Here is a 23,053-nt window from a genome sequence, read left to right on the forward strand (position 1 = left end):
CCTATTTTGTCGGCTTTAGCATATAAAAATTATATTCAACCCAAGTTATTGTTTTTAAAATATTTAATTAAAATTAACCAACTAAAATAATAAAGTATTTTTTAAACAAACTATTTAATTATTAAATGATAAAAATATATAAATACCCTTATTCATATATTTTAAATGTATTTTATATTAATACTGATCTGCACGCGTAATACGTTTAAGTTCAGGATTTTCCTGTTCGCGCTTTAATCTTTCTACAAAGGTAATCGCCTTTTTAATTGGTTGACCATGTTGAAATAAAATCATTTCACCAGGTTGGTACGCTGTCCAATTTTCATTATGTGTTAAAGGTTCAGTGGTTATTACTGCCACACGATCGTCAGGTGTTGTTACCTGGCTAAAATCAACTGCGACATCTAAGTCAATTAAATGAGCATGATTAAATGGATATTCGCGAACGAGCCAATGTAATTTAGTAATGGCATAACTAAATAATGCTTTGCCATTAGATAGGCAATAATTAAATGTGCCATATTCTGCAATTTGCGGAGAAATCTTTTCTAATACTTCAAAGATTTGTTCAAGACTTGGCTCTTCATAACCAAATACTTCAACGAGTTGATCGAGCAAATAACAAAATGCCCGCTCACTATCGGTATTACCTACTGGTGTGAAACGTCCACTTAACGGCGGATTAAAGTCATGTAAATCGCCATTATGAGCAAAAATCCAGTGTCTCCCCCACAACTCACGAATAAAGGGATGAGAGTTTTCTAAAGTGATTTTGCCTTGAGTAGCTTTGCGGATATGAGCGATCACGTTGCGTGATTTAATAGGATAATTACGAATAAGATCGGCAATTGGAGACTCAACTGCTGATTGGTTATCAACGAATAAACGGCACGCCTTATCTTCGAAAAATGCAATACCAAATCCATCACTATGGTCTGAGGTAATTCCTGCACGCTGTGAAAAACCACGGAAGGAAAAAGTGATATCCGTTGGTGTTGCACAATTCATTCCTAATAGCTGGCACATATCGCTTTTTAAACTACTTCTAATTACCCCATCTGCTCTATTGTGCATGAGAGTAAAAGTGCTTGCAAATCTCAATATGTGCTGGCTATTACAAAATAGGAAATATGATTAACGCTGCACCATTTTATTCATGACAAACGAGGTCGCGACTTTATTCACCTCAAGAAATACAAAATAATCCAAACAGTTAAACTCTTCATCAAAAAAAGCCTGTTTCGATAGTTTTGATTGCATGCTCAGATACATTTGGAATAGCTTTGGCATACGTTCATCTTGTGGGAAGCTAAACTCAGGATATTCAGGTTCATAGATTTTTTTCGAACGGATATCAATCGTTTTGCTTTCTGGTAACTGCTGAATCTGACGATGTGTGTAGTACGCTCTAGCCAAATTATCTTGCAAATGAATACTGACACAGCCCATTAAATATTTAGCGCGCATTGACCAGAGTACTTTCGGTGCAAGGTTTAACCATAACATTGATAATGCTTTACCATTACGAAAGCGAGGATGTACACAAGTACGGCCTATTTCTAACACATTTGGAAGATGGGATAATTGAGGAACAATATCAAACTCATGTGCACTATAACTCTGTGCTATTTCATGGCCTTGAAATAGTTTTAGACGCGTATACGCTACAATTTCTCCAGTCCACTTTTCACGCAAGACCGCATGTTCACAACCAAAATCGTAAATATCTTGGTCTAAGTTATCTTCAAACTTGATTCCGAATTGTTGACTAAATTGTTGTGCACGAAACCGTTGTACATCTTGTAATTCTTTTAAATTATCAACCCACTCAAAACGAAATTGCGTCTGATTTATTGCTTTATGACGATTTAAAGGTAAAGTCCAGGTTTGGCGATATTGATTAAATTTTTCCAGCATAATGAACGCTCCTAGTGACACCCCCTACACTAGTCAAAGCTCATGACAAAAAAATGACCAAATCAAAATGGTATAAAAAAGACCACCTAGGGTGATCTTTTTATTGAGAATAACGGATTTCTTAAGCTGTTTTAGTGCGGTTAGAAATCAGCGTTCCAACACCATGATCAGTGAAGATTTCAAGTAATGTTGCATGTGGCACGCGACCATCAACAATATGTGCACTCACAACGCCGCCTTTAACAGCATCAAGCGCACAGCCTACTTTAGGAATCATACCGCCATAGATCACACCTGTTTCAATGAGGCGATCAACTTCTTGTGTCGTAAGGCCAGTTAACAGATTTTTATTTTCATCAAGCACACCGCTAATATTAGTGAGCAAAATTAATTTTTCAGCGCCTAACGCTTCTGCAACCTTGCCTGCAACTAAATCAGCATTAATATTATAAGTATTGCCTTCTTCATCTACACCTAATGGCGCAATAACTGGAATAAAGTCACTTTGGGTGAACATTTCCAATACATCTGTTTTAACGCCTGTCACTTCACCAACCATACCCAAGTCGATATGTTTGATAGAACCATCTTCTTCTTGCTTTTCCATAAGCAATTTGCGGGCACGAAGTAAATTACCATCTTTACCCGTTAAACCAATCGCACGTCCACCGTGTTTATTAATCAGGTTAACGATTGATTTATTTACACTGCCGCCCAACACCATTTCAACCACTTCCATGGTTGCAGCATCAGTTACACGCATACCGTCAATACGGTCAGATTCACGGCCTAACTGCTTTAAGAATGAATCCACTTGCGGCCCACCACCGTGAACAACAATCGGATTTAATCCTACAGTTTTAAGTAAAACGATGTCTCGGGCAAATGAACTTTCAAGCTCCGGATCAGTCATTGCGTTGCCACCGTATTTCACCACCAGCGTTTTACCAGTAAAGCGTTGAATATACGGCAAAGCTTCAATCAAGATTTTTGCTTTGTCGACACCGATATGCTGATGTTGTGGCATTACGCCTCTCCTTACTTAGGCCTCTGAAAGTTCTTGTGCAATTTGCGGATAGTGTTCTTGCAACATATCTACAAATTTTTGCTGGATTTCCTTTAATCGTAAAGGATTATCCGCATCAAATCGTACTGTAAAGTATTCACCAGTATTTGATGCTCGAATAATGCCAAAACCATCATCAAAATCAAGACGTACGCCATCAATTTTACTAATACGTGCCCCTAAGCGATGACTTAAAATCTCAATATCTTGTAATACATACTTTGGATCAGACTGATAAGTACCAATATAGGTATCTTCTGTACAACATCTTTCTGGATATGGAGCAAATAATTCAGAAATTGTAGCGGCATCAGATTGGGTAAAATACTCCATTACTCGTAATGCAGCATATAAACCATCGTCGTAGCCAAAACCACGGCCATCATTAAACACATAATGACCTGCATATTCTCCACCAAAAATGGCACGTCCATTCGATTGAGATAAATAAGCCCTTAGGAAACTACTTCCCGTGCGGATCATTTTTGCTTTTCCGCCGAGTTTCTCGACGGTCTCTTGAACCATACGTGAACATTTCACATCAAAAACAATTTCTTGCTCTGGATGCTGCTCAAGGCACATTTGCGCAAAAAGCGACAATAAGCGGTCCGCTGTCAATATCTGTGCTTTTTCATCGACTAAAACAACACGGTCTCCATCGCCATCAAGAGCGATGCCGATATCCGCCTGCTGCTCGACCACGGCTTTACGCAAGCTAATTAAATGAGCTGCATGTGATGGATCTGGTGCGTGATCTGGAAACTCTCCATTTGGATTAGTGCGTAAAGCAATGACTTCACAACCCATTTTTTCTAAGATTAGTTTTGAACAATGCCCAGCTGAACCATGCAAACCATCTAAAACAACTTTTAAAGGATGTTTTAACTGAATATCTTTAAAAATGGCTTGTTGGTATTGCTGGCAAAATTCAGCTTTAAATTGCGGTAAGGTTAACTCAAGTACAGAAATTGAATGGCTTGGTACATAAGTTTGGGCTTCTTCACCCACCTGCTGAATCATTTCCGGAGACGGCGGTTCGCCTTTTAAAATCCACTTAATACCATTATCAGATTTTGGGTTATGGCTTGCTGTCACCATAATGCCATTGCCACCAAAATCTCGTGCAATGTAGTACATCATTGGTGATGAACAGCAACCAATATTGGTCACTTTTAAACCTTGTTCTATTAAAATTTCTTCAATTAAGTGTGCATAGGCTGGGCTTGTGAGCCGGGCATCATAGCCAATTACTAATTGAGTTTGTTTTGCTTGTTTGTATTGTTGTGCCAATCCGTAGGCAATTGAACGGACAACGTCCGTGGTTAAGAAAGAAAGTTTGCCTCTAATATCGTAAGCACGAAAAATACTTTTTGGAAATGAGTGTCTTACATTCATAGCGTATCTTCTATTTAAAGATCAATTCGATCTATCGCAAAAACATAGATTATTCAAAATTTTTGAAAGGTTTGTTTGCTAAAAAAGTTAAAAGAATATGAGTAAAGCGTGTTGTAATATAATCCTTTGTAACATTCAAGATGTAAAAAGAAACGCCTGTTCAACAGGCGTTTGATTTTCGTTAATATTTAAAAAAACTTATTGTTTACCTGTATGGCCAAAGCCACCAGCGCCACGTAAAGTTTCTTCAAACTCTTCTACTTGCTCAAATTCAGCTTGTACGACTGGCACTAAAACATATTGTGCCAAACGCTCACCTGGTTCTAAACGGAATGTGGTTTGACCACGGTTCCAAACTGAAACCATCAATTCACCTTGATAATCCGAATCAATCAAACCAACTAAGTTGCCAAGCACGATACCGTGTTTATGACCTAAACCTGAACGCGGTAAAATTAAACCAGCAAAATTTACATCATGAATATAAATTGCCATACCTGTTTTAACTAAAACAGTTTGTCCTGGTTCAATATCAATTGCTTCATCTAAACAGGCACGTAAATCTAAACCCGCTGAACCTGCTGTTGCATATGAAGGTAAAGGCCATTCTTTACCTAAACGCGGATCGAGCAATTTCACTTGAACTTTCATGGGATTTCCTAAAAATTAAAAAAATTAACGCTTTAATAAAGCTTTTAAATTTGCCAGATATTGTTGAGCCTGTTCTTTAGGGTCAACATTAGCCGCAATTTTCTTTTTACGCCCTAACCACTCAAGCTCATCTTGCGGAAGCTCATCAAGGAAACGGCTAGGCGTCATTTGTTTCATCTGTCCACCATTTTTACGCTGTTCCGCTAGAGTTAAAGTTAAACCTTGGCGTGCACGTGTAATTCCCACGTACATGAGACGGCGCTCTTCCTCAATGGTTTCTGCTGCAATCGAGTTTTTGTGAGGCAATAGTTCTTCTTCAAGTCCCATAATGTATACATATGGGAATTCCAGACCTTTTGCTGCATGCAAAGTAAGAAGGTTAACTTTATCTGTATCTTCTTCTTCCTGCTGCTGTTCTAACAGATCGAGCAAAACTAGTTTTCGGATGACACTTTCAATATTCTTTTCATCAACATCTTCAGCACGATTAATCAGATTTTGAATACTGGTAAATAAGTTCTCGATATTATCGAGTTTACTTTTCTCTTGTGCAGGTGTTGCTGACTGTTCTCGAACGTAATCCATATAACCCGCTTCATTCATCATTTGACGAACTTTAGGCACAGGCTCATCATCTTCTAAGAGTTCACGAGTAAATGTCGCGATAAAGTCAGCAAACTCATGAAGCTGTGTTTCTGCCTTTTTAGGAAGCACCATGCTTAAACGCTGGTCAGCAGAAGCACCGAGTAAAGACAAATTATTTTCTTGTGAAAACAAACCTAGTTTCTCTAGAGTAACAGGGCCAATCGCACGTTTAGGCGTATTAATAATTCGTAAGAAAGCACTGTCATCTTCTGGATTAATAATAAGACGTAAGTAACTCATCACGTCTTTAATTTCTGCACGGGCGAAGAACGATGTACCGCCAGAGAGTTTATACGGAATTTGCATTTGACGAAGCTGGGTTTCTAACACACGTGCCTGAAAGTTTCCGCGATATAACACAGCATAATCTTTCCAGTTCTTACCGTTCATCAGTTTATGAGTCAGTAGGTCTTTGACCACGCGCTCTGCTTCATCATCATCATTACGACATGTAATGATTCGGATGACTTCCCCATGCCCTTTATCACTCCATAATTTCTTGTCAAAAATATGTGGGTTATTTTGAATCACACAGTTCGCTGCTTTTAAAATACGGCTGGTCGAACGATAATTTTGTTCAAGTTTAATAATATGTAGATTTGGGAAATCCTGTTTAAGCAAAGCCATATTTTCGGGCTTAGCACCACGCCATGCGTAGATTGACTGGTCATCATCACCTACCGCGGTGAACTGCCCCATTACCCCAACTAAAAGTTTGACCAAAATATACTGCGCGGTGTTGGTATCTTGATATTCATCGACTAATAAATAACGGACACGGTTTTGCCACTTGTCACGTACTTCTGCATTTTCTTGCAATAAGCGTGTTGGCATAACAATCAAGTCATCAAAATCGACAGCATTGTAGGCACGTAAATTACGTTCATAAAGTTGATAAAGATGAGCAAACTGGACATCTTCTGGTGTTTCACAAGTCGAATGCGCTTGTTCAGGCAAAATCAGATCGTTTTTCCAATCTGAAATTTTCTTCATTGCCTTGGCAATTAATTCTTTACTCTCTGCACCCGATAAATTGTCGCGATGCATCAAATCCATCAAAATACGTTTACAGTCGTCTGCATCTAAAATCGAAAAATTAGCTTTTAAAGGTAAATTTTTAAGTTCTAAACGTAAAAGATTTAAACCAAAAGTATGGAAGGTAGAAACAGATAAACCTTTTGCTTCTTCACGCGACAAAAGCTTGGTCACACGTTCTTTCATTTCACGTGCAGCTTTGTTTGTGAAGGTCATCGCGGTTATACGATGCGCAGGAATACGGCAATGTTGCACCAAATAGGCAATTTTACGCGTAATTACCGATGTTTTACCTGAACCAGCGCCAGCAAGCACCAATAAAGGGCCCTGAGTATATTTCATGGCTTCTTCTTGCTTGTTGTTCAATTGACTGGCAGATGACATCGTGTATTACCTCTTGATTTTTCGAGCATGATTATAGTCATCTCTTTTTTAGAATCCCAATAGTAAATCTACGGATATGTATAAATGATGTCTAATAATGCAATTTATGCGCCGCAGAATGTCGTGATTATTTCTTGTACTGCACCCATAAAAAAACCACCCGAAGGTGGTTTTTGAAACAATAAACTAAATCTTATTGTTTAGCATAAATGCTGATTTCTACACGGCGGTTTTGTTCACGGCCAGATGCAGTTGAGTTATCTGCGATCGGGTTAGATGAACCATAACCTTGCGCGTCGATACGGCTAGCAGATACGCCTTGGCTAGCTAAATAACTACGTACTGATTGAGCGCGTGCTTGTGATAATGGAATGTTGATAGAGTCATTACCAGTGTTATCAGTATAACCAGTTACAAGAATTGCACTCTTGTTATCTTCAGCCAAAGTTTGAGCCACTTTGTTCAAAGTTGCGTAGAAGTTTGGCTTGATGTTTGATTTGTTTGTATCAAAAGTAATGCTACCAGGCATGATCAATTGAACAGAACCATCTGGGTTACGGCCAACGTCTACACCAGTACCCGCCATTTGTTGACGAAGTTTTTTCTCTTTCTGGTCAAGATATACACCACCACCAGCACCAAGAACTGCACCAATTGCCGCAGCACGGTTGTTTTGACGGCTAGAGTTTGCATTTGATTTAGAAATACCATAACCAGCTGCTGCACCAATTAAAGTACCTAATGCGGCTTTATCGTATTCAACGCCACCAAGATTATTACCAGTTGTTTGACAACCAGAAAGAACTACTGCTGCCCCTACCACTGTTGAAATAACTAATGCACGCATTGCATGCCTCCTCACTTTGTGTGTTTTGTTGTCTGAATGAATAATGAAACAAAAAGGAAGTATAAAACATTGATATTTTGTTAATAATAAACAGTTTAGTTATGTTTTTGTAATATTTTGATGCACTTTAAGATGCTAGCTCATCACAATTTCTTCATTGTTGTCTAAGATAACGTTGTATTTCATATTATGACAGTTATAGTTGAACAACTTTTCTATGGATTTGAGACATTCGGGGTCTTTTATATGTCAACTGCACCCAATAAACAATCTGCGCTAAAAAAAATTACACGTGGACTCACTGTAGGTACAGTCATTACAGGAAGTACTTTTTTTCATGGTCCTCCTGTTCTTGCATTAGGTCTGACCAAGCTTTTAAAAAAATCATCAAAAATAGATGAAACTAATATTCAAATTACAAATAGCTGGTTAGGGGTAAATAATTGGTTAATTGACCATGTTCTACCCAATCTAAAATGGGACATTACCATTGATGAAGGACTTGATCTGAATATGCAAGGTCGTTATCTCATGACCTGTAATCATCAAAGTTGGGTAGACACGACTGTAAATCAATATTTCGGTTTAACCCGTATGCCCCTTACCCGTTTCTTTACTAAATGGGAACTCATCTTTATTCCTTTTGTTGGGCAAGCATTTAAAATTTTAGGCTTCCCAATGATGAAGCGTCACACTAAAGAACAGATCGCTAAGAATCCTGAACTTAAAGACCGTGACATGATGGAAGCACGTAAAGCTTGTGAGCAGCTTTTAAGTCAGCCCTTCACTCTATTAAATTATTTGGAAGGTACTCGTTTTACTCAAGAAAAACATGACCAGCAAAAATCCCCTTATAAGCATTTGCTAAAACCCAAAGCAGGTGGCTTGGCGCTTGCATTAAACATCTTGGGTGACAAAATCGATGCCCTAGTTGATATGACCATCGTCTATCCTGATGGCGTACCGGGATATAGCGATTTCTGGCTTGGGGATGTTTCTAAAATTGCGGTTAACTTACGTAAAATTGAAATTCCAGACTGGGTACTTGGCGGCAACTATGAAGATGACGCGGCTTATCGTGAACGTTTCCAGCAATGGGTTCATGACATTTGGACCGAAAAAGATCAACTTATTGAGCAAATGAAATCTCAATATACCACTGCAAATATTTAAGAAAGCACCCGTTATTATGCAAAACAGTTCTGGGAAAAAAACGAAATACCATCATGTAGACCCAAACAGCCTTTCATTTAAGCTGTTTTTGGTCTACGACATCTTTATGGTGTTTATTATCATTTTTAACTTGTTCTGTCTTGCGACTAATTTCTTTTTAATGAGCAGTATTGGGGCATGGTTCTTCGAACATATTCACTTGCCCCAAGTACTCAGCTTTTATCGTACTTCACTACATCCGTGGGTGATTACATCAGAAGCTTGGTTTATTGGTTTTTTAATTATTGAGCTGCTTGTACGCTGGGCTATTGCGATCATCAACAAGCACCATAAGCGTTGGTTCTTTTTCCCGTTTATTCACTGGTATGAAATTTTAGCTATTATTCCTCAGCTCCGTTTTTTACGCTTATTCCGCGCTGGGATTATTGCTTATCGCTTACATGAGTTGGGCTATCCAGTTGTTCCTGAAAGCTGGCGAAAAACTGGGCTATTTTATTATCGCGTCGTAATGGAGGAATTATCTGACCGCGTTGTAATTACCGTGATTGATGGCATTAGATATGAACTTGAAACCAGTTCTAGCCATAAACAGATTATTCATGACTTGGTTAATCATCATCGTGAGCAATTTACTGTCGCTCTAACCGCATTATTACAAGAATCTTTAGCCACCGCTTTAAAAGAACAAAAGCCTGCCATTACAAAAGGTGTGGGCAAAATTGTAGATCAAGCCATTATTGATACGCCTGAGCTAACTCAATTATTACGCTTAATTCCTTTAGTCGGTGGCCGCATTGAACAGCAAATTCAAAGCATTGGTCAAAGATTAGGTGAAAATATTAGTGCAGGTTTAATTGAACCTTTAATTGAGGGATCTCAAGATGCTCCAAATCCTACTTATCAATTAATTTCTCAAAGAGTAAGTGAAATCAATATTAATAATCGTCAGCTTGAGCAATTGGTTGAATCTGTCGTGTTCGAGACACTGGAGTCTGTACGTAAACAAGTCAAGGTCAAACAATGGCAACAAACCCTTGCGGAGTATGATCGAATCAAAGAATAAGCATTTATTTAATTTTTTATGAATCACGCTAGAGAATTGGCACGAATTGTTCTAGCATTTGCCCTATTTACAATAAACTTAACGATATTACAGCTCGTTTAACGCCTTGAAGGAAGACTTATGGCTGATATACGGATTACCGGCAGAATGGTTAACTTTAGCAGGATAACCTTCGATACCAATGATCATGATGTGATCCGCCAGCAATTATCAAATATTTTAAATGAAGGTTCCTATCAAGGAACTTTAGTGATTATTGACAGTACAGTTGAGCAAGAGTTAATTGCATTGATTCAACTTCTGGTGAGCTTGGGTTTACAACCAATGGCGGTAATCGACGGTATTTTAGGAGATGAGGCTCGCGCTATTCAATTCCCTGTTTTACCGGCAGATCAACCCTTACAGCGCATTAAAGCGACAGCTGAACAAGTGGCTATTGTGGAAAAACCTGCTACAGCTCCTGCCTCGTCTTCAGCAGAAACAAAAAAACCACTAAACAAGATAGCGGTCGCTCATATTACCTCTTATCATGATGAAATTTTGCGTACAGGCCAATCCCTTGTACAAGATAACGGCGATATTATTTTAAAGGCTGGCATGAATAGTGGTTCCGAGGTGATCGCTTCAGGAAATATACATATTTATGGCACAGTTCGTGGTAGAGTCATTGCTGGTGCGGGCGGGCACGCAGCTGCACGCATTTTTTGCCAATCTTTAGAGGCTGAGCTCGTTTCCATTGCCGGAACGTATTGTGTCGCAGATGATATCCCTAAACATGTGGTAAAAAAACCAGTACATATTTATTTAAATGAAAAGCAAGAGCTTGAATTTGAAGCTCTAGAACTTTAATTTATTAAGCAAATCACCAAAAAACAGCCCTTTTAAGGGTGTATGACCATAATAGGAGTGGATTCGGTGGCCAAAATTGTTGTCGTAACATCAGGCAAAGGTGGTGTAGGTAAAACTACAACGAGCGCATCTTTTGCAACAGGTTTAGCCCTTCGTGGTCATAAAACTGTTGTGATTGATTTTGATGTAGGCTTACGTAACCTTGATTTGATTATGGGTTGTGAGCGTCGTGTTGTATATGATTTCGTTAATGTTATTAATAATGAAGCACGTCTGCAACAAGCCCTTATTCGCGATAAAGATATCGAAAACCTTTATATTTTACCGGCTTCACAAACACGTGATAAAGATGCGTTGAGCGACGAAGGTGTTGCTCGAGTTATTGATGAGTTATCTCAAGAGTTTGATTACATCATTTGTGACTCACCTGCTGGGATCGAGCGTGGCGCGATTTTAGCCATGTATCATGCAGATGAAGCAATCATTGTAACAAACCCTGAAATCTCTTCAGTACGTGACTCTGACCGTATTATTGGTATGTTAGATAGCAAAACCAAGAAAGTTGAACACAACGAAGGGCGTATACGTAAACATTTATGTATTACACGTTTTAACCCGGAACGTGCTGACCGTCAGGAAATGCTGACAATTGATGATATTTCTAAAGATATTTTACGCGTACCGACATTAGGTGTTATTCCAGAATGTCCAAGTGTATTACAAGCATCAAACGAAGGTAAGCCAGTTATTCTGTATTCAGAAACTAAAGCTGGTCAGGGGTATGATGATTTGGTTGCACGCTTCCTTGGCGAAGACCGTCCTTATCGACACATCACAGCTCAACCTAAAGGCTGGTTAGCACGACTATTTGGAGCGTAGATATGGCAGGATTCTGGAGTAAATTATTTAGCAGCGAAGAAAAACCATCAAGTGCTCAAACTGCCAAAGATCGTTTGAAAGTTATTGTTGCTTCTGAACAAGGTTTAGGCCGCCGTTTAAGCCAAGACAAAATTGATCAGATGAAAAAAGAAATCATGCAAGTGGTTAGTCGTTATGTTAGCGGTGTAGGTGAACAGCATATCCAAATGCAAGTTCGCTCTGAAGCTAATATCGAAATGTTAGAAATGAATATCAATTTACCTGAAGAACGATAATTCTATTTCTGACTATTCAATAAATCAGAATCAAGGCAAAATAACGCAAGTTATTTTGCCTTTTTTAAAATGAGGAGATTGTCATGGCATTATCACAGCCAGCAACTTTCAATGAAGAATGGTCCGATGAGCGTGTTTTTGCCTACCTCAACCAACTTCCTCCAAGTGGTGTGAATGCAGATTTTCATGTGCTCTACCATGCATTCAAACATATGCGCCCAACAGACTATGAGCGTCTTTTAACGCAATTTATTGCGGATGGGCGTGATATTAATGCCAAAGACCCTGAAGGCCAACGCATCCATGATGTAATTGCTAAGTTTCCGCGTCAATCAGCACCATTTTTAGAAGTTCTAGCAAAGTTTGCCTAGCTTTTCTATTTGAATAACACTGCATAATCTATCCTAGAAAAACTTAAGAGATAGATTATGTGGTTTATTCAATTACCTAAATTATTTACATTTATTACAAATAATCTTAAAGTCATCAATACCATTTAATTCTAAATATAAATTTATGAACCCAGAACATATTAATTTAAAACAAACACAATCCATCCAGTCAAATCATATAGAAAATTTAAAAATTATTAGTGTTAATAAGTTTATCTTTCTATCCTTAATTTCGTTTGGCTTATACCCAATTTGGTGGATGTTTAAAGCATGGCGATTTTTTCTAATCAAAGATAAGTTAAATATTATGCCTGCTGCTCGTGCAATTTTTTCTATATTCTTTTTATATTCACTATTTAATCACATAAAAAAATACGCAAAAGAACAAGGGTATACTAATGATTTCTCTTCAGGTTGGATGTATCTAGGATATCTCATTACATCTTTACTGGTTGGCTTACCTGATCCTTACTGGCTTATCTCGCTCTGCAGCATTATATTTTTAATCCCAGCCTTTAAAGCGTTGAACTATGCACAAAAACAACTAAATACGACAATTGAGCAAGAAAAATTCAATACACCTCAAATCATTTTAATTATTATAGGATCTATCATGTGGCTGCTGATTCTTTTCAGTTTTATTATATTATTCCTATATCAATGATCTAAAATTTAGCAATTAAAAAAGCCTCTAAAAGAGGCTTTTTTCTTATCTAGACTTATCGATTACCAATCAGGAAAATACCAAATACGGTAAAAATACCACCCGAAATACCATCAATCCATTTTGAAAAATTACGATAAGCTGCTCTAAAACTTGGTAACGAGAAAATAAAAGTCACAAAGCAGAACCATAAAATTGTCTCGACTGTTACAATAATAAAGAGTAGCCAGTGAACTTGATCAAGTTGAGGATTAGCTAAAAATAAAGAGAAAACACTACCAAAATAAATAACAGCTTTTGGATTTGATAAATTGGTTATCAAACCTTTAATAAAAAATAAGTAAGGTGCTTTTGGGAGCTCAACAGCAACATTGCCCTCTTGCTCATTTTTTGAAAAAGCCGAACGTAGCATCTGATAGCCCAACCAACATAGATATAAGCCACCAGCAATGAGCAATCCTTGCTTTAACCAAGCCATTTTCTCAAATATAAGATTTAATCCCATCAGTGCCAAGCACGCCCAAAACATAACACCCGCCGTTATACCAGCAACGACCAGCATAGCGTCTTTACGAGACCGGCTAATGGCAGTTTGAGATACAAGGAAAAAATCAGGCCCGGGAGTAATAAGTGCGCAAAAGTGAATAAAGGCTAAAGTAATCAGAGCTAATAGCATGTCTTTCTCCTAATTTAATTCATTGTTATTTATTTAGGGAAAATACATTAGCATTTTTTTACTAGACGATAAAATCTTTAAGTCATTTATAAATAGGTTCACTTTATTTAAGTTATAAAAAAGCCTCCGAAGAGGCTTAAATTGTATTGTCTTAAACTAGAATATCCCGCTTACCATTAGGACCCATTGAGCTCACAATGCCGTTCTCTTCCATTTGATCAATAATACGAGCAGCACGGTTATAACCAAGACTAAATTTGCGCTGTAGCGAAGATGTAGATGCTTTTCGAGTTTCTAATACGAATGACACACATTGATCATAAAGTGCATCTCGGTCAGAACCGCCTTCACCCTCTTCAAAGCCACGTGACGCTGGCTCTTCATCAAATGGTGTCAAGATTTCATCAATATAATCTGGTTCGCCACGCTCACGCCAAGCATCACAGATACGGTTTACTTCATCATCACTAATGAAAGCACCATGCACACGTTCCGGCTCAATTTTACCTGGTCCTAAGAACAGCATATCACCATGACCTAACAAGTCTTCTGCTCCACCAGCATCCAAAATAGTACGCGAGTCAATTTTACTATTTACACGTAGTGCTACACGCGTTGGAATATTGGCTTTAATCAAACCGGTAATAACATCAACAGATGGACGTTGAGTTGCAAGCAATAGGTGAATACCAGCAGCACGAGATTTTTGCGCCAAACGGGTAATCATTTCTTCTGCTTTTTTACCCACTTGCATAATCATGTCGGCGAACTCATCCGCAACAATGACAATAGATGGTAATGGCGTTAAACGAGGTGCACGTTCTTGTGTCGCTGAATCACTTGGCTTCCAAGTCGGATCAATTAAGTCTTCACCATTCGCAATCGCTTCTTCAACTTTACGGTTATAGTCACTTAATTTACGAATTTTTAAGAACGACATAAGTTTATAACGACGTTCCATTTCATTCACACACCAGTTTAACGCACTTACCGCATCTTTCATGTCAGTAACGACTGGAGTTAATAAATGTGGAATATCATTATAGTTTGCAAGTTCGAGCTGTTTTGGATCGATTAGAATTAAACGTAGTTGGTCAGGCGTATATTTAAGCAACATCGATAAAATCATCGAGTTTACTGCAACTGACTTACCAGAACCTGTCGTACCAGCAACCAACATATGCGGTGCTTTCGCCAAATCAGTGAGTACAGGGTTACCCGAAATATCTTTACCCATCGCCATACTAATTAATGCACTTGGGTCGCGATATGTTGGTGTTTCCAATAACTCAATCAAACGTACCATTTCACGGGCACTGTTTGGCACTTCAATACCAATATATGGTTTACCAGGAATGACTTCGACCACACGTACAGATGCCATCGACATTGAACGCGCCAAGTCACGCGAGATATTCGTGACCTTAGAAGCTTTAACACCGGGTGCCAAATCTAACTCAAAGCGAGTTACAACTGGTCCTGGTTGAGCCTCTACTACTTGAGCTTTTACGTTAAATTCTTGCAATTTAATTTCAAGCAATTCAGACAAACGTGAAAGTTGCTCTTCAGTAAAGTTGACTTTCTTATTTGGATCAACCTTATCGAGTAAATCAAGACCTGGTAAAGTTGGCAAATCCAAACGCTTTTTGGCAACTTGCATTGCACGAGACATTGGGCGGCCTGATGCATCTGTTAACGGCGCATCAAAATCGAAATCGTCTTCATCAAAATCAGAATTTTCCTGCGGTTTCCCAGCAGTCTCCTGCCAAGCCTCAATAAACTCTTCTTTTGAAAGTTTGTCGGCCTGTATAGTCGTTTGGATAGGAGCTTTTACAAATGCTGAAGATTGCGCATAACTACTTGCTCTTACAGGTTCAGCTGGAGCAATGTCTTCATCTATTAATAAATCATCAAAATCTTCAAAGACTTGTTCGTTTGCTAAATTTTTAGGTGATTGATTTAAATTTGAAATATTTGAAGATGTTTCGTTCGCAATATTAACAGATTGCGAAGTTGGTTCCGTCTCTATATGGTGATCTTGAACAAATGGTGTATGCACATCTGTTGCAGTTTTACTGTTTGGAACCGCGGCAAGCAACTCATCAAAAATCTCATCATCATTCCAATCAAGACCATGTAAGTCTTGTTTAGATGATGGTTGATTTTGATTTACTTGAGAAATTGTTTGCTGAAATTGCTCATGAGTAGGAACTTGTTCTATCTCTGTCGAATCATCAGCAGCTCTTAAAAGCGCATCAATTTCTTGCTTATGACTCGCATCATCACGCTGTAAAGCACGCCATACTTCGCCAGTCGCAACTAAACGTTGGCTATCTCGTTCAAGTTTATGGGCCTGTTCAAGCGTATGCTCAAAGTTCTGAGTATTTGCAACTGGTGTATCTGCAACAGGTTCAGGTCGGCTCTGCTCTTTCGCTAGCACATCTGCAAATAAGCGCTCAGCAACCGCATCATGTCGCGTTGTGGTAGATTGCGGTTGAGTTGATTCAGATTGAACTGATGCTTCTTTCTCATCTGAAGCATTCGCATTCGTCTCTGCATTATCAGCAACTTTAACCGCGGCTGCTTTGTTGGCAGGTTGAGTTGTTAAGTCATAATCCGATTCATTCGGAGATACGTTCTTATAAAATAAATCTTGTAAATAACTTGGTGTCGCTTTGAGCGTAACCCATGTTTTACTCCATTGCACCCCAAATGCAAGTGTAAACAAGACTACCCCGAAAACCAGCAAAAATAAGGTCGCACCGTAAATTGTTAACAATTGAGATAGGCTTTGACCTAACTCATAACCAATAATTCCCCCAGCTGCATTATCTAAAGTATCTGCCGGCACATTCCAATGTAAATAAAGTAAGCTAGATACAACTAGAATTAAGAAGAATTGTGCAGCATAACGAAATGGGCGGTTTAGGAAACTACGTGGCCACCAAACCTGAATTGCTTCAATGAAAAGGAAAATTGGAATAAGCAAACTTGCCCATCCTAAAAAACCAAACAGCAAATCTGCAATCCATGCGCCAGCAATACCACTTGCATTGGATACTTGCTGAGTATCACTGGAAATATGCATCCAGCCCGGGTCAAATGGTGTATATGTTACTGTTGCCAGAAACATATAAATACCAAAAGAAACCAAGAATAATGTCATCAATAAGCGCTGTGCATAAACACTTGACACCGCAGTCATATACTGTCCTGTAACCCATTTAATTATTGGTTTAGAGATGTGAAGAACTACATTTTAGATCTTCAACGAATGAACTTTATATTATGCACCTGTTCTTACAAAAAAGGTGCATGATTCTTTACAGTTGTTGTTAACATAAGGCACTTCTATATTGTTATATAACTTAATTCGATTGACCTGATCAATATTATCCACATTGATTTAACGCTATTGATCGGCAAATTCACGTATAATTTTCAAAATTCTCGAAATAAATAAGGATACCCTCAATGAGTGCTCGTCATTCTCGGTTAATTATTCTCGGTTCTGGCCCTGCGGGCTATAGTGCAGCAGTATATGCAGCGCGTGCAAACCTTAAACCTACTTTAATTGCAGGTTTACAACTAGGTGGGCAACTTACAACAACAACCGAAGTTGACAACTGGCCGGGCGATCCTGAAGGTTTAACAGGTCCTGCATTAATGGATCGTATGCAAGCACATGCTGAACGCTTTGGTACAGAACTCGTCTATGACCATATTAACGAAGTGGACTTAAGTGTACGTCCTTTTGTTTTAAAAGGTGATATGGAAGAGTACACATGTGACGCTTTAATTATTGCAACTGGCGCTACAGCTCAATATCTTGGTCTAGAGTCTGAACAAAACTTTATGGGTCAAGGTGTAAGCGCATGTGCAACATGTGATGGTTTCTTCTACAAAAACCAAAAAGTAATGGTTGTTGGTGGTGGTAACACCGCTGTTGAAGAAGCACTTTATTTATCAAATATTGCTTCACATGTAACGTTAGTACATCGCCGTGATACTTTACGTTCTGAAAAGATTTTGCAAGATCATTTATTTGCCAAAGAAAAAGAAGGCAAAATCAGCATTATCTGGAACCACGAAGTTGAAGAAGTATTGGGTGACAATACTGGCGTAACCAGTGTTCGCCTTAAATCAACTCAAGATGATTCTAAGCAAGACGTAGAGGTTCATGGTCTGTTCGTAGCAATTGGTCACAAGCCAAACACTGGAATGTTTGAAGGCCAGTTAAACCTACGTGATGGCTACATCCAAGTGCAAAGCGGTACCTCTGGTAATGCAACAGCGACTTCTGTAGCTGGTGTTTTTGCTGCTGGTGATGTCGCTGACAGCATTTATCGCCAAGCGATTACTTCTGCTGGGTCTGGCTGTATGGCGGCTCTAGATGCTGAAAAATATCTAGATAATCTTTAATTAATAGATTTCTAGAGTTTTAAAACAGCCGTTCTTATAACGGCTGTTTTTTTTAGAATAATGACTAGCTGACATATATTAATTTTTATAGCATAACCTTAAAGCTCATCTTATTTTATTTTTATGAATACACTTCCACTTTCCCAATTCATTTTTCCTGACCCGATTGAAGCCGATCCAGAGGGTCATGGTTTAATTTGTATTGGAGCGGACCTCTCCCCTTCTACCCTATATGAAGCATACACCCATGGTCTCTTTCCTTGGTTTAATGAAGATGAGCCTATTTGTTGGTGGAGCCCAGAACCTCGTTGTGTGATTTACCCCCAAAACTACAAGCCCAGCAAGTCATTACTAAGAAATATGAAAAAACATGGTTATGCAATTACGGTTAATCATGCCTTTGAACAAGTTATTCGCTCTTGCTCTTTGCCAAGAAGTTATGCAGACGAAACATGGATTAGTGAAGATATTATTCAAGGCTACTGTGAGATGTTTAATGCTGGTTATGGTTACAGTATTGAAGTATGGCAACAAGAGGAGCTTGTAGGAGGTTTATATGGTGTTACGATTGGTAAAGGATGTTTTGGTGAGTCAATGTTTAGCAACGAAACGGATGTTTCAAAAATGGCTTTTTATACATTAATGCTCATAGGACAAGAAAATCAGCTACCATGGATAGACTGCCAACTCGTAAACAGTCACTTAATTAGTCTGGGAGCCAGTACACTTTCTCGTCAAGACTACTTAAAATCGTTACAAGATGTAATTATTCACCCCTCTATCAATTGGAAAAAGTATCAAGAACGTGTATTTTCAAGTAAAACAATAGCATTAGATGCAAAATTAATGGAATGATAACAGGAGGGACCAATCATGAAATCATATCACCCGAAGTCCCTTTTAAATGATCTGCAGTATTATATTACTCCACCTCATGATTGCAGCTATCTAGAAAATAAATCAGCACGCATGGTGTTTTTAGATCCCATCCATCGAATTGATGTGGTCACTCTTTCAGAACTTTCTCGTTTAGGCTTTCGCCGTAGTGGTGACTTTGTTTATCGCCCTGAATGTCATTTATGTAGACAATGTCTGTCTTGTCGTGTTCCAGTTGCCGATTTTCAAATGAACAGCATGCAAAAAAAAGCATGGAAACGAAATCAAGATCTCACCATGACTGTTCTACCTACGCGGCAAGCAGCACAAATTCATTATGATTTATACGAACGCTATATTAATGAACGCCATGCAGATGGTGATATGTTTCCGCCGAGCTTAGACCAGTTTGAAAAGTTTTTAGTACATAGCTGCACAGATAGTTTTTTTCTTGAGCTTTGGAAAGACAATCGGCTCATTAGCGTTTCTACTTGTGATTTAATGGATGATGGACTATCAGCTGTCTATACATTTTTTGATCCCGATGAGCATCGCAGATCACTTGGTGTTTACTCTATTCTTAACCAAATTGAATATGTGAAATCGCTCGGTTTAGAGTACCTTTATTTAGGCTATTGGGTGCCTCATTCAGCTAAAATGAACTATAAATCGCAATATACACCTTTAGAACTTCTACTTGATGGACAATGGCGTCGTTTAAACCGATCATTGTCACCAGAGGAAATTCAACAGCTAGGTACTTCTCTTATGACAACGTTACCTTCTGAATGGAATAATTTAATCATTAAATAAAGATGCGAAATCATCTGTACAGGTTTTTACCATAATGACCGCATCTTCCCGCCCACCATCTTGGGTAGGATAATAATTGCGACGCAGATCAATTTGGTGAAAGCCTGTTTTTTCATATAAACCAATAGCGGCTTTATTACTTTCACGAACTTCTAAAAAGATTTGTACTGGCTGATTTTCCAATTTTTCAATTGATGCACTTAATAACTCATATCCTAAACCCTGCCCTTGCATTTTAGGATCAACTGCCATGAGTAACAAATTAGCTTCATCTAAAACAGGCTGTAAAATACAAAACCCAACCACTCTGTTTTGTGACTCAATCACTGTACATTGATAAGAATTCAAAGATTCAATAAATTGCTGTCTTGACCACGGATGGGTCTGAACTGATTTTTCAATTTGAACAACAATATCCACATCAGTGTTTTGCATAATACGAATCATGAGTTTCAACGCAATGAAGATTCTAAAGTAGTGCGTATTATAAAAACTTCCCAAGAAAAAACGAGCAAAAAAAAAAGGACAATTGAATTGTCCCTTTTTTCAGTATTTGTTAAAGACCTAATTTTTCACGCCAAGTTGCCAACAATGCTGTGGTATCAGAATCATTTGGATGAAATTTTGGTCTTAAAAAATCAAGTAACTCTGGAATTTGACGAGTCATAAAACCTTTACGACCATACATGAACTTAAGCATGTATTTCGTATCTTTCCAAGTTAATTTATCATCAGTCTTAAGTAACTTAGCAGTAAAATAAGACTGCGTTGCAAAGATTAATGCCATTGCAATAATCAAGGCTGTTGAACGCATAAAATAAGCTTTCGGACCTTGTCCGTACATACTTGTATACACATCAAATGCCACAGCTTTATGTTCATTTTCTTCAACTGCGTGCCACATCCACAAATGATACATGGTGTCATCTTGGAACATGGCCTGAATTTCAGGGTTTTGTAAAAGTTCAGCTGCAATGGTCGATGTGAAATGCTCTAGAGCACAGGTTCCAGTCAAATCAATCATTTCTTTGGTATAGCCAAAAGGTTTCATTAATTTGGTTACAACAGCTGTACCCATCTTAATGACTTTTCCTGTTTGCTTTTCCATATGGCGCACATCATAACCATAAGCCTGTGCTGAAGCATTAAATGCTAAATGCTCTTTGGAGTGCATCGCTTCTTGACCAATAAAAGCACTAATTTCTTTTTGAAGATCTGGATCAGCAAGCTTTGGATCATTTCGAACAGCACGCGTACTATTTACAAAGAACTGCTCACCTTCTGGAAAAAGGGCCGATAATGCTGTCATAAAATGTGTTAATGCTGCATCATAATTTGCCCAATAACGTGGGACCTGAGCAAATTCAAAATCCATACGACGCACAGGGAAACTAGCGCCAGCACGATTGGAAATATTTACCTTAGCATTCATCTCAGACTCCTTTTAAGTGAATAGCTAATTCACATATAACTTTATTTATTTTCTTAATATTTATAATCATACGTCTTTCGATGTACCAATTAAGTGCAGATGAGGACAGAGAAATATCAGATGAGGTCATTCATAGACACATAAAGGTGCAATATCTGCTCCATGATCTCTTTAAAATAGTTATAGAAAAATAAAAAGGGCCACTATCGGGCTCTTTATAAATCATGAATTAAATCTATAAACCTAATTTTGCTTTCCATGTTTTCAATAGCCCAACAGTATCTAGGTCATTTGGATGAAAGCCAGGTTTAAAGTAAGCTAACATTTCTTTAGCCATACCACTAATAATACCTTTAGATGGGCTATATCCGTATTTATAAATTACTGATAGTTCATCTAAATTCAACTTGTTGTCTTGCTTTAATAAACGAAGCACAAAGGATGACTGGATTAAAAAGATTAAAGTCATAGCAAATACCAAAGAACTGGTTCGTAACGCATAAGCTTTTATGCCTTTACCAAACACACCTTCGTACACATCATAAGCTACGGCTTTATGCTCATTTTCTTCAATCGCATGCCAATACCACATTGTTGACATTGTCTCATCTGTCATAAGCTCTTGAATGTGCTTATTGACCAATAATTGCGAAGCAATAGTAGCGGTAAAATGCTCAAGAGCCGTTGTAGCAGTCAAATCAACCATTTCTTTTGTCATACCGAAAGGTTTGACAATTTTTACAAAAGTTTTAATTGCTGTTTGAATTGCCGTATCGGTAAATTTCTCTAACGTTTCTACATCATGACCAAACTTTTGAGCAGAAGCGTTGAAGTTTACATGCTCTTGAGTATGCATTGCTTCTTGCCCTATGAAAGCACTAATCTCTTTTTGGAGCGCTTCATCATCTTTAATAGCTGGGTGATAACGTACTGCTCGTACACTATCTATAAAGAATTTCTCACCAGCCGGAAACAATGCTGACAATGCAGTCATAAAATGTGTGAGTCCAGCAGAACCATTCATCCAATATTCTGGTACATCATTAAAGTCAAAATTCATACGACGTACTGGAAAGCTTGCGCCTGCACGATTCGTAATATTCACTTTAGCATTCATACCCAAAACTCCTTAGTAAGTAACCCTGGTTACTCAAACTTTATTGTTCGTTTTCTTGATTCTTATCATACAAAGTTAATAAAAAGGATTAAGGCGAAATAAGGACATTGAAATATCAGTTAGGGCCAGCCTTTATAGTGATTGTTAGACAATTAAATATAAAAAAAGCGCTCTAAAAAGAGCGCTTTTTTTCACTGAAAGTGATTATGCAGTTACTTTCGCAACAACACCAGCACCTACAGTACGACCACCTTCACGGATCGCAAAACGTAGACCTGGGTCCATTGCGATTGGGTGGATTAATTCTACTGACATTTCAACGTTGTCGCCTGGCATAACCATTTCAACGCCGTCTTGTAATTGGATTGCACCAGTTACATCAGTTGTACGGAAGTAGAACTGTGGACGATAACCATTTAAGAATGGAGTGTGACGACCACCTTCTTCTTTAGAAAGTACGTATACTTCTGCGTCGAATTTAG

Annotated in this window: 22 protein-coding genes and 1 pseudogene; 10 read left to right on the top strand and 13 right to left on the bottom strand. The window is 38.2% G+C overall.

From position 1 onward, the window contains the following. Window positions 1-177: 177 nt before the first annotated feature. The 7 genes from HMPREF0013_RS11570 to HMPREF0013_RS11600 all read right to left on the bottom strand — a co-directional run bounded on the left by HMPREF0013_RS11570 (window position 178) and on the right by HMPREF0013_RS11600 (window position 7,940). Window positions 178-1,026, bottom strand: a complete 849-nt coding sequence (locus HMPREF0013_RS11570; protein WP_005803134.1) for a class II glutamine amidotransferase — start codon at window positions 1,024-1,026, stop codon at window positions 178-180. Between the two features lie 108 nt (window positions 1,027-1,134). Next, window positions 1,135-1,917: a GNAT family N-acetyltransferase gene (locus HMPREF0013_RS11575; protein ID WP_002121744.1), complete on the bottom strand. Its 783-nt coding sequence runs from the start codon at window positions 1,915-1,917 to the stop codon at window positions 1,135-1,137. Between the two features lie 121 nt (window positions 1,918-2,038). Further along, on the bottom strand, window positions 2,039-2,944 hold the full coding sequence (gene argB, locus HMPREF0013_RS11580; RefSeq protein WP_002121716.1) for an acetylglutamate kinase: 906 nt from the start codon (window positions 2,942-2,944) through the stop codon (window positions 2,039-2,041). A 15-nt stretch (window positions 2,945-2,959) separates the two neighbouring features. Next, window positions 2,960-4,378 carry a phosphomannomutase/phosphoglucomutase gene (locus HMPREF0013_RS11585; RefSeq protein ID WP_005803137.1) on the bottom strand — a complete coding sequence of 473 codons (1,419 nt, stop codon included), beginning with the start codon at window positions 4,376-4,378 and terminating at the stop codon, window positions 2,960-2,962. Between the two features lie 198 nt (window positions 4,379-4,576). Next, window positions 4,577-5,029 carry a dUTP diphosphatase gene (gene dut / locus HMPREF0013_RS11590; protein WP_002121799.1) on the bottom strand — a complete coding sequence of 151 codons (453 nt, stop codon included), beginning with the start codon at window positions 5,027-5,029 and terminating at the stop codon, window positions 4,577-4,579. Between the two features lie 24 nt (window positions 5,030-5,053). Then, window positions 5,054-7,093 (bottom strand): UvrD-helicase domain-containing protein, encoded by a 2,040-nt coding sequence (locus tag HMPREF0013_RS11595; RefSeq protein WP_005070868.1) that lies wholly within the window; start codon window positions 7,091-7,093, stop codon window positions 5,054-5,056. 193 nt (window positions 7,094-7,286) lie between these two features. Further along, entirely contained in the window at window positions 7,287-7,940 is a 654-nt protein-coding gene (locus HMPREF0013_RS11600) for an OmpA family protein (protein WP_005803139.1), read from the bottom strand. A gap of 246 nt (window positions 7,941-8,186) precedes the next feature. Here HMPREF0013_RS11600 and HMPREF0013_RS11605 point away from each other — a divergent pair, with 246 nt between their 5' ends. The 7 genes from HMPREF0013_RS11605 (at window position 8,187) to HMPREF0013_RS0105310 (ending at window position 13,235) form a co-directional block, all read left to right on the top strand. After that, complete coding sequence (locus tag HMPREF0013_RS11605; RefSeq protein ID WP_005803140.1) at window positions 8,187-9,113, top strand: acyltransferase; 927 nt, start codon at window positions 8,187-8,189, stop codon at window positions 9,111-9,113. Window positions 9,114-9,129: 16 nt separating this feature from the next. Continuing rightward, complete coding sequence (locus tag HMPREF0013_RS11610; protein WP_005803142.1) at window positions 9,130-10,176, top strand: hypothetical protein; 1,047 nt, start codon at window positions 9,130-9,132, stop codon at window positions 10,174-10,176. A 120-nt stretch (window positions 10,177-10,296) separates the two neighbouring features. Continuing rightward, window positions 10,297-11,025, top strand: coding sequence for a septum site-determining protein MinC (gene minC / locus HMPREF0013_RS11615; RefSeq protein ID WP_005075304.1), 729 nt, complete (start codon window positions 10,297-10,299; stop codon window positions 11,023-11,025). Window positions 11,026-11,091: 66 nt separating this feature from the next. Then, window positions 11,092-11,904, top strand: coding sequence for a septum site-determining protein MinD (gene minD / locus HMPREF0013_RS11620; RefSeq protein WP_002121719.1), 813 nt, complete (start codon window positions 11,092-11,094; stop codon window positions 11,902-11,904). 2 nt (window positions 11,905-11,906) lie between these two features. Further along, entirely contained in the window at window positions 11,907-12,179 is a 273-nt protein-coding gene (minE, locus tag HMPREF0013_RS11625) for a cell division topological specificity factor MinE (protein ID WP_000896934.1), read from the top strand. 83 nt (window positions 12,180-12,262) lie between these two features. Next, entirely contained in the window at window positions 12,263-12,550 is a 288-nt protein-coding gene (locus HMPREF0013_RS11630; protein ID WP_002121755.1) for a PA4642 family protein, read from the top strand. 145 nt (window positions 12,551-12,695) lie between these two features. Next, on the top strand, window positions 12,696-13,235 hold the full coding sequence (locus tag HMPREF0013_RS0105310; protein WP_023187678.1) for a hypothetical protein: 540 nt from the start codon (window positions 12,696-12,698) through the stop codon (window positions 13,233-13,235). Window positions 13,236-13,290: 55 nt separating this feature from the next. Here HMPREF0013_RS0105310 and rhtC read toward each other — a convergent pair whose 3' ends face one another. Together rhtC and HMPREF0013_RS11640 are read right to left on the bottom strand one after the other, a co-directional pair. Beyond that, window positions 13,291-13,911, bottom strand: a complete 621-nt coding sequence (gene rhtC, locus HMPREF0013_RS11635; RefSeq protein WP_005803155.1) for a threonine export protein RhtC — start codon at window positions 13,909-13,911, stop codon at window positions 13,291-13,293. 151 nt (window positions 13,912-14,062) lie between these two features. Then, window positions 14,063-17,116, bottom strand: a complete 3,054-nt coding sequence (locus HMPREF0013_RS11640) for a DNA translocase FtsK (RefSeq protein ID WP_005803157.1) — start codon at window positions 17,114-17,116, stop codon at window positions 14,063-14,065. A 269-nt stretch (window positions 17,117-17,385) separates the two neighbouring features. Between HMPREF0013_RS11640 and trxB the strand changes: the two genes are divergently transcribed. The 3 genes from trxB (at window position 17,386) to HMPREF0013_RS11655 (ending at window position 20,022) form a co-directional block, all read left to right on the top strand. Then, window positions 17,386-18,333, top strand: coding sequence for a thioredoxin-disulfide reductase (gene trxB, locus HMPREF0013_RS11645; protein ID WP_005803159.1), 948 nt, complete (start codon window positions 17,386-17,388; stop codon window positions 18,331-18,333). A 123-nt stretch (window positions 18,334-18,456) separates the two neighbouring features. Then, window positions 18,457-19,188, top strand: a complete 732-nt coding sequence (aat, locus tag HMPREF0013_RS11650) for a leucyl/phenylalanyl-tRNA--protein transferase (protein ID WP_005803161.1) — start codon at window positions 18,457-18,459, stop codon at window positions 19,186-19,188. 18 nt (window positions 19,189-19,206) lie between these two features. Next, window positions 19,207-20,022 carry an arginyltransferase gene (locus HMPREF0013_RS11655; protein ID WP_004703325.1) on the top strand — a complete coding sequence of 272 codons (816 nt, stop codon included), beginning with the start codon at window positions 19,207-19,209 and terminating at the stop codon, window positions 20,020-20,022. Here HMPREF0013_RS11655 and rimI read toward each other — a convergent pair. The 4 genes and pseudogenes from rimI to HMPREF0013_RS11675 form a co-directional block, all read right to left on the bottom strand. Further along, window positions 20,008-20,469: a ribosomal protein S18-alanine N-acetyltransferase gene (rimI, locus tag HMPREF0013_RS11660; RefSeq protein ID WP_005803163.1), complete on the bottom strand. Its 462-nt coding sequence runs from the start codon at window positions 20,467-20,469 to the stop codon at window positions 20,008-20,010. The two genes, HMPREF0013_RS11655 and rimI, sit on opposite strands and share 15 nt — an antisense overlap. A gap of 109 nt (window positions 20,470-20,578) precedes the next feature. Continuing rightward, window positions 20,579-21,454, bottom strand: coding sequence for a metal-dependent hydrolase (locus tag HMPREF0013_RS11665; RefSeq protein WP_002121736.1), 876 nt, complete (start codon window positions 21,452-21,454; stop codon window positions 20,579-20,581). A 235-nt stretch (window positions 21,455-21,689) separates the two neighbouring features. Beyond that, entirely contained in the window at window positions 21,690-22,571 is an 882-nt protein-coding gene (locus tag HMPREF0013_RS11670) for a metal-dependent hydrolase (RefSeq protein WP_002121792.1), read from the bottom strand. Between the two features lie 204 nt (window positions 22,572-22,775). Continuing rightward, window positions 22,776-23,053 (bottom strand): annotated as a pseudogene (locus HMPREF0013_RS11675) (elongation factor Tu); the annotation flags it as partial.

The sequence above is a fragment of the Acinetobacter sp. SH024 genome (assembly GCF_000163635.1).
In the GTDB taxonomy this organism is placed as follows: domain Bacteria; phylum Pseudomonadota; class Gammaproteobacteria; order Pseudomonadales; family Moraxellaceae; genus Acinetobacter; species Acinetobacter pittii.

Bases quoted from the DNA above. Each gene is read 5' to 3' on its own strand.
- HMPREF0013_RS11570 (WP_005803134.1), bottom strand. From the start codon at position 1,026: ATGTGCCAGCTATTAGGAATGAATTGTGCAACACCAACGGATATCACT.
- HMPREF0013_RS11575 (WP_002121744.1), bottom strand. From the start codon at position 1,917: ATGCTGGAAAAATTTAATCAATATCGCCAAACCTGGACTTTACCTTTA.
- argB (WP_002121716.1), bottom strand. From the start codon at position 2,944: ATGCCACAACATCAGCATATCGGTGTCGACAAAGCAAAAATCTTGATT.
- HMPREF0013_RS11585 (WP_005803137.1), bottom strand. From the start codon at position 4,378: ATGAATGTAAGACACTCATTTCCAAAAAGTATTTTTCGTGCTTACGAT.
- dut (WP_002121799.1), bottom strand. From the start codon at position 5,029: ATGAAAGTTCAAGTGAAATTGCTCGATCCGCGTTTAGGTAAAGAATGG.
- HMPREF0013_RS11595 (WP_005070868.1), bottom strand. From the start codon at position 7,093: ATGTCATCTGCCAGTCAATTGAACAACAAGCAAGAAGAAGCCATGAAA.
- HMPREF0013_RS11600 (WP_005803139.1), bottom strand. From the start codon at position 7,940: ATGCGTGCATTAGTTATTTCAACAGTGGTAGGGGCAGCAGTAGTTCTT.
- HMPREF0013_RS11605 (WP_005803140.1), top strand. From the start codon at position 8,187: ATGTCAACTGCACCCAATAAACAATCTGCGCTAAAAAAAATTACACGT.
- HMPREF0013_RS11610 (WP_005803142.1), top strand. From the start codon at position 9,130: ATGCAAAACAGTTCTGGGAAAAAAACGAAATACCATCATGTAGACCCA.
- minC (WP_005075304.1), top strand. From the start codon at position 10,297: ATGGCTGATATACGGATTACCGGCAGAATGGTTAACTTTAGCAGGATA.
- minE (WP_000896934.1), top strand. From the start codon at position 11,907: ATGGCAGGATTCTGGAGTAAATTATTTAGCAGCGAAGAAAAACCATCA.
- HMPREF0013_RS11630 (WP_002121755.1), top strand. From the start codon at position 12,263: ATGGCATTATCACAGCCAGCAACTTTCAATGAAGAATGGTCCGATGAG.
- HMPREF0013_RS0105310 (WP_023187678.1), top strand. From the start codon at position 12,696: ATGAACCCAGAACATATTAATTTAAAACAAACACAATCCATCCAGTCA.
- rhtC (WP_005803155.1), bottom strand. From the start codon at position 13,911: ATGCTATTAGCTCTGATTACTTTAGCCTTTATTCACTTTTGCGCACTT.
- HMPREF0013_RS11640 (WP_005803157.1), bottom strand. From the start codon at position 17,116: ATGACTGCGGTGTCAAGTGTTTATGCACAGCGCTTATTGATGACATTA.
- trxB (WP_005803159.1), top strand. From the start codon at position 17,386: ATGAGTGCTCGTCATTCTCGGTTAATTATTCTCGGTTCTGGCCCTGCG.
- aat (WP_005803161.1), top strand. From the start codon at position 18,457: ATGAATACACTTCCACTTTCCCAATTCATTTTTCCTGACCCGATTGAA.
- HMPREF0013_RS11655 (WP_004703325.1), top strand. From the start codon at position 19,207: ATGAAATCATATCACCCGAAGTCCCTTTTAAATGATCTGCAGTATTAT.
- rimI (WP_005803163.1), bottom strand. From the start codon at position 20,469: ATGATTCGTATTATGCAAAACACTGATGTGGATATTGTTGTTCAAATT.
- HMPREF0013_RS11665 (WP_002121736.1), bottom strand. From the start codon at position 21,454: ATGAATGCTAAGGTAAATATTTCCAATCGTGCTGGCGCTAGTTTCCCT.
- HMPREF0013_RS11670 (WP_002121792.1), bottom strand. From the start codon at position 22,571: ATGAATGCTAAAGTGAATATTACGAATCGTGCAGGCGCAAGCTTTCCA.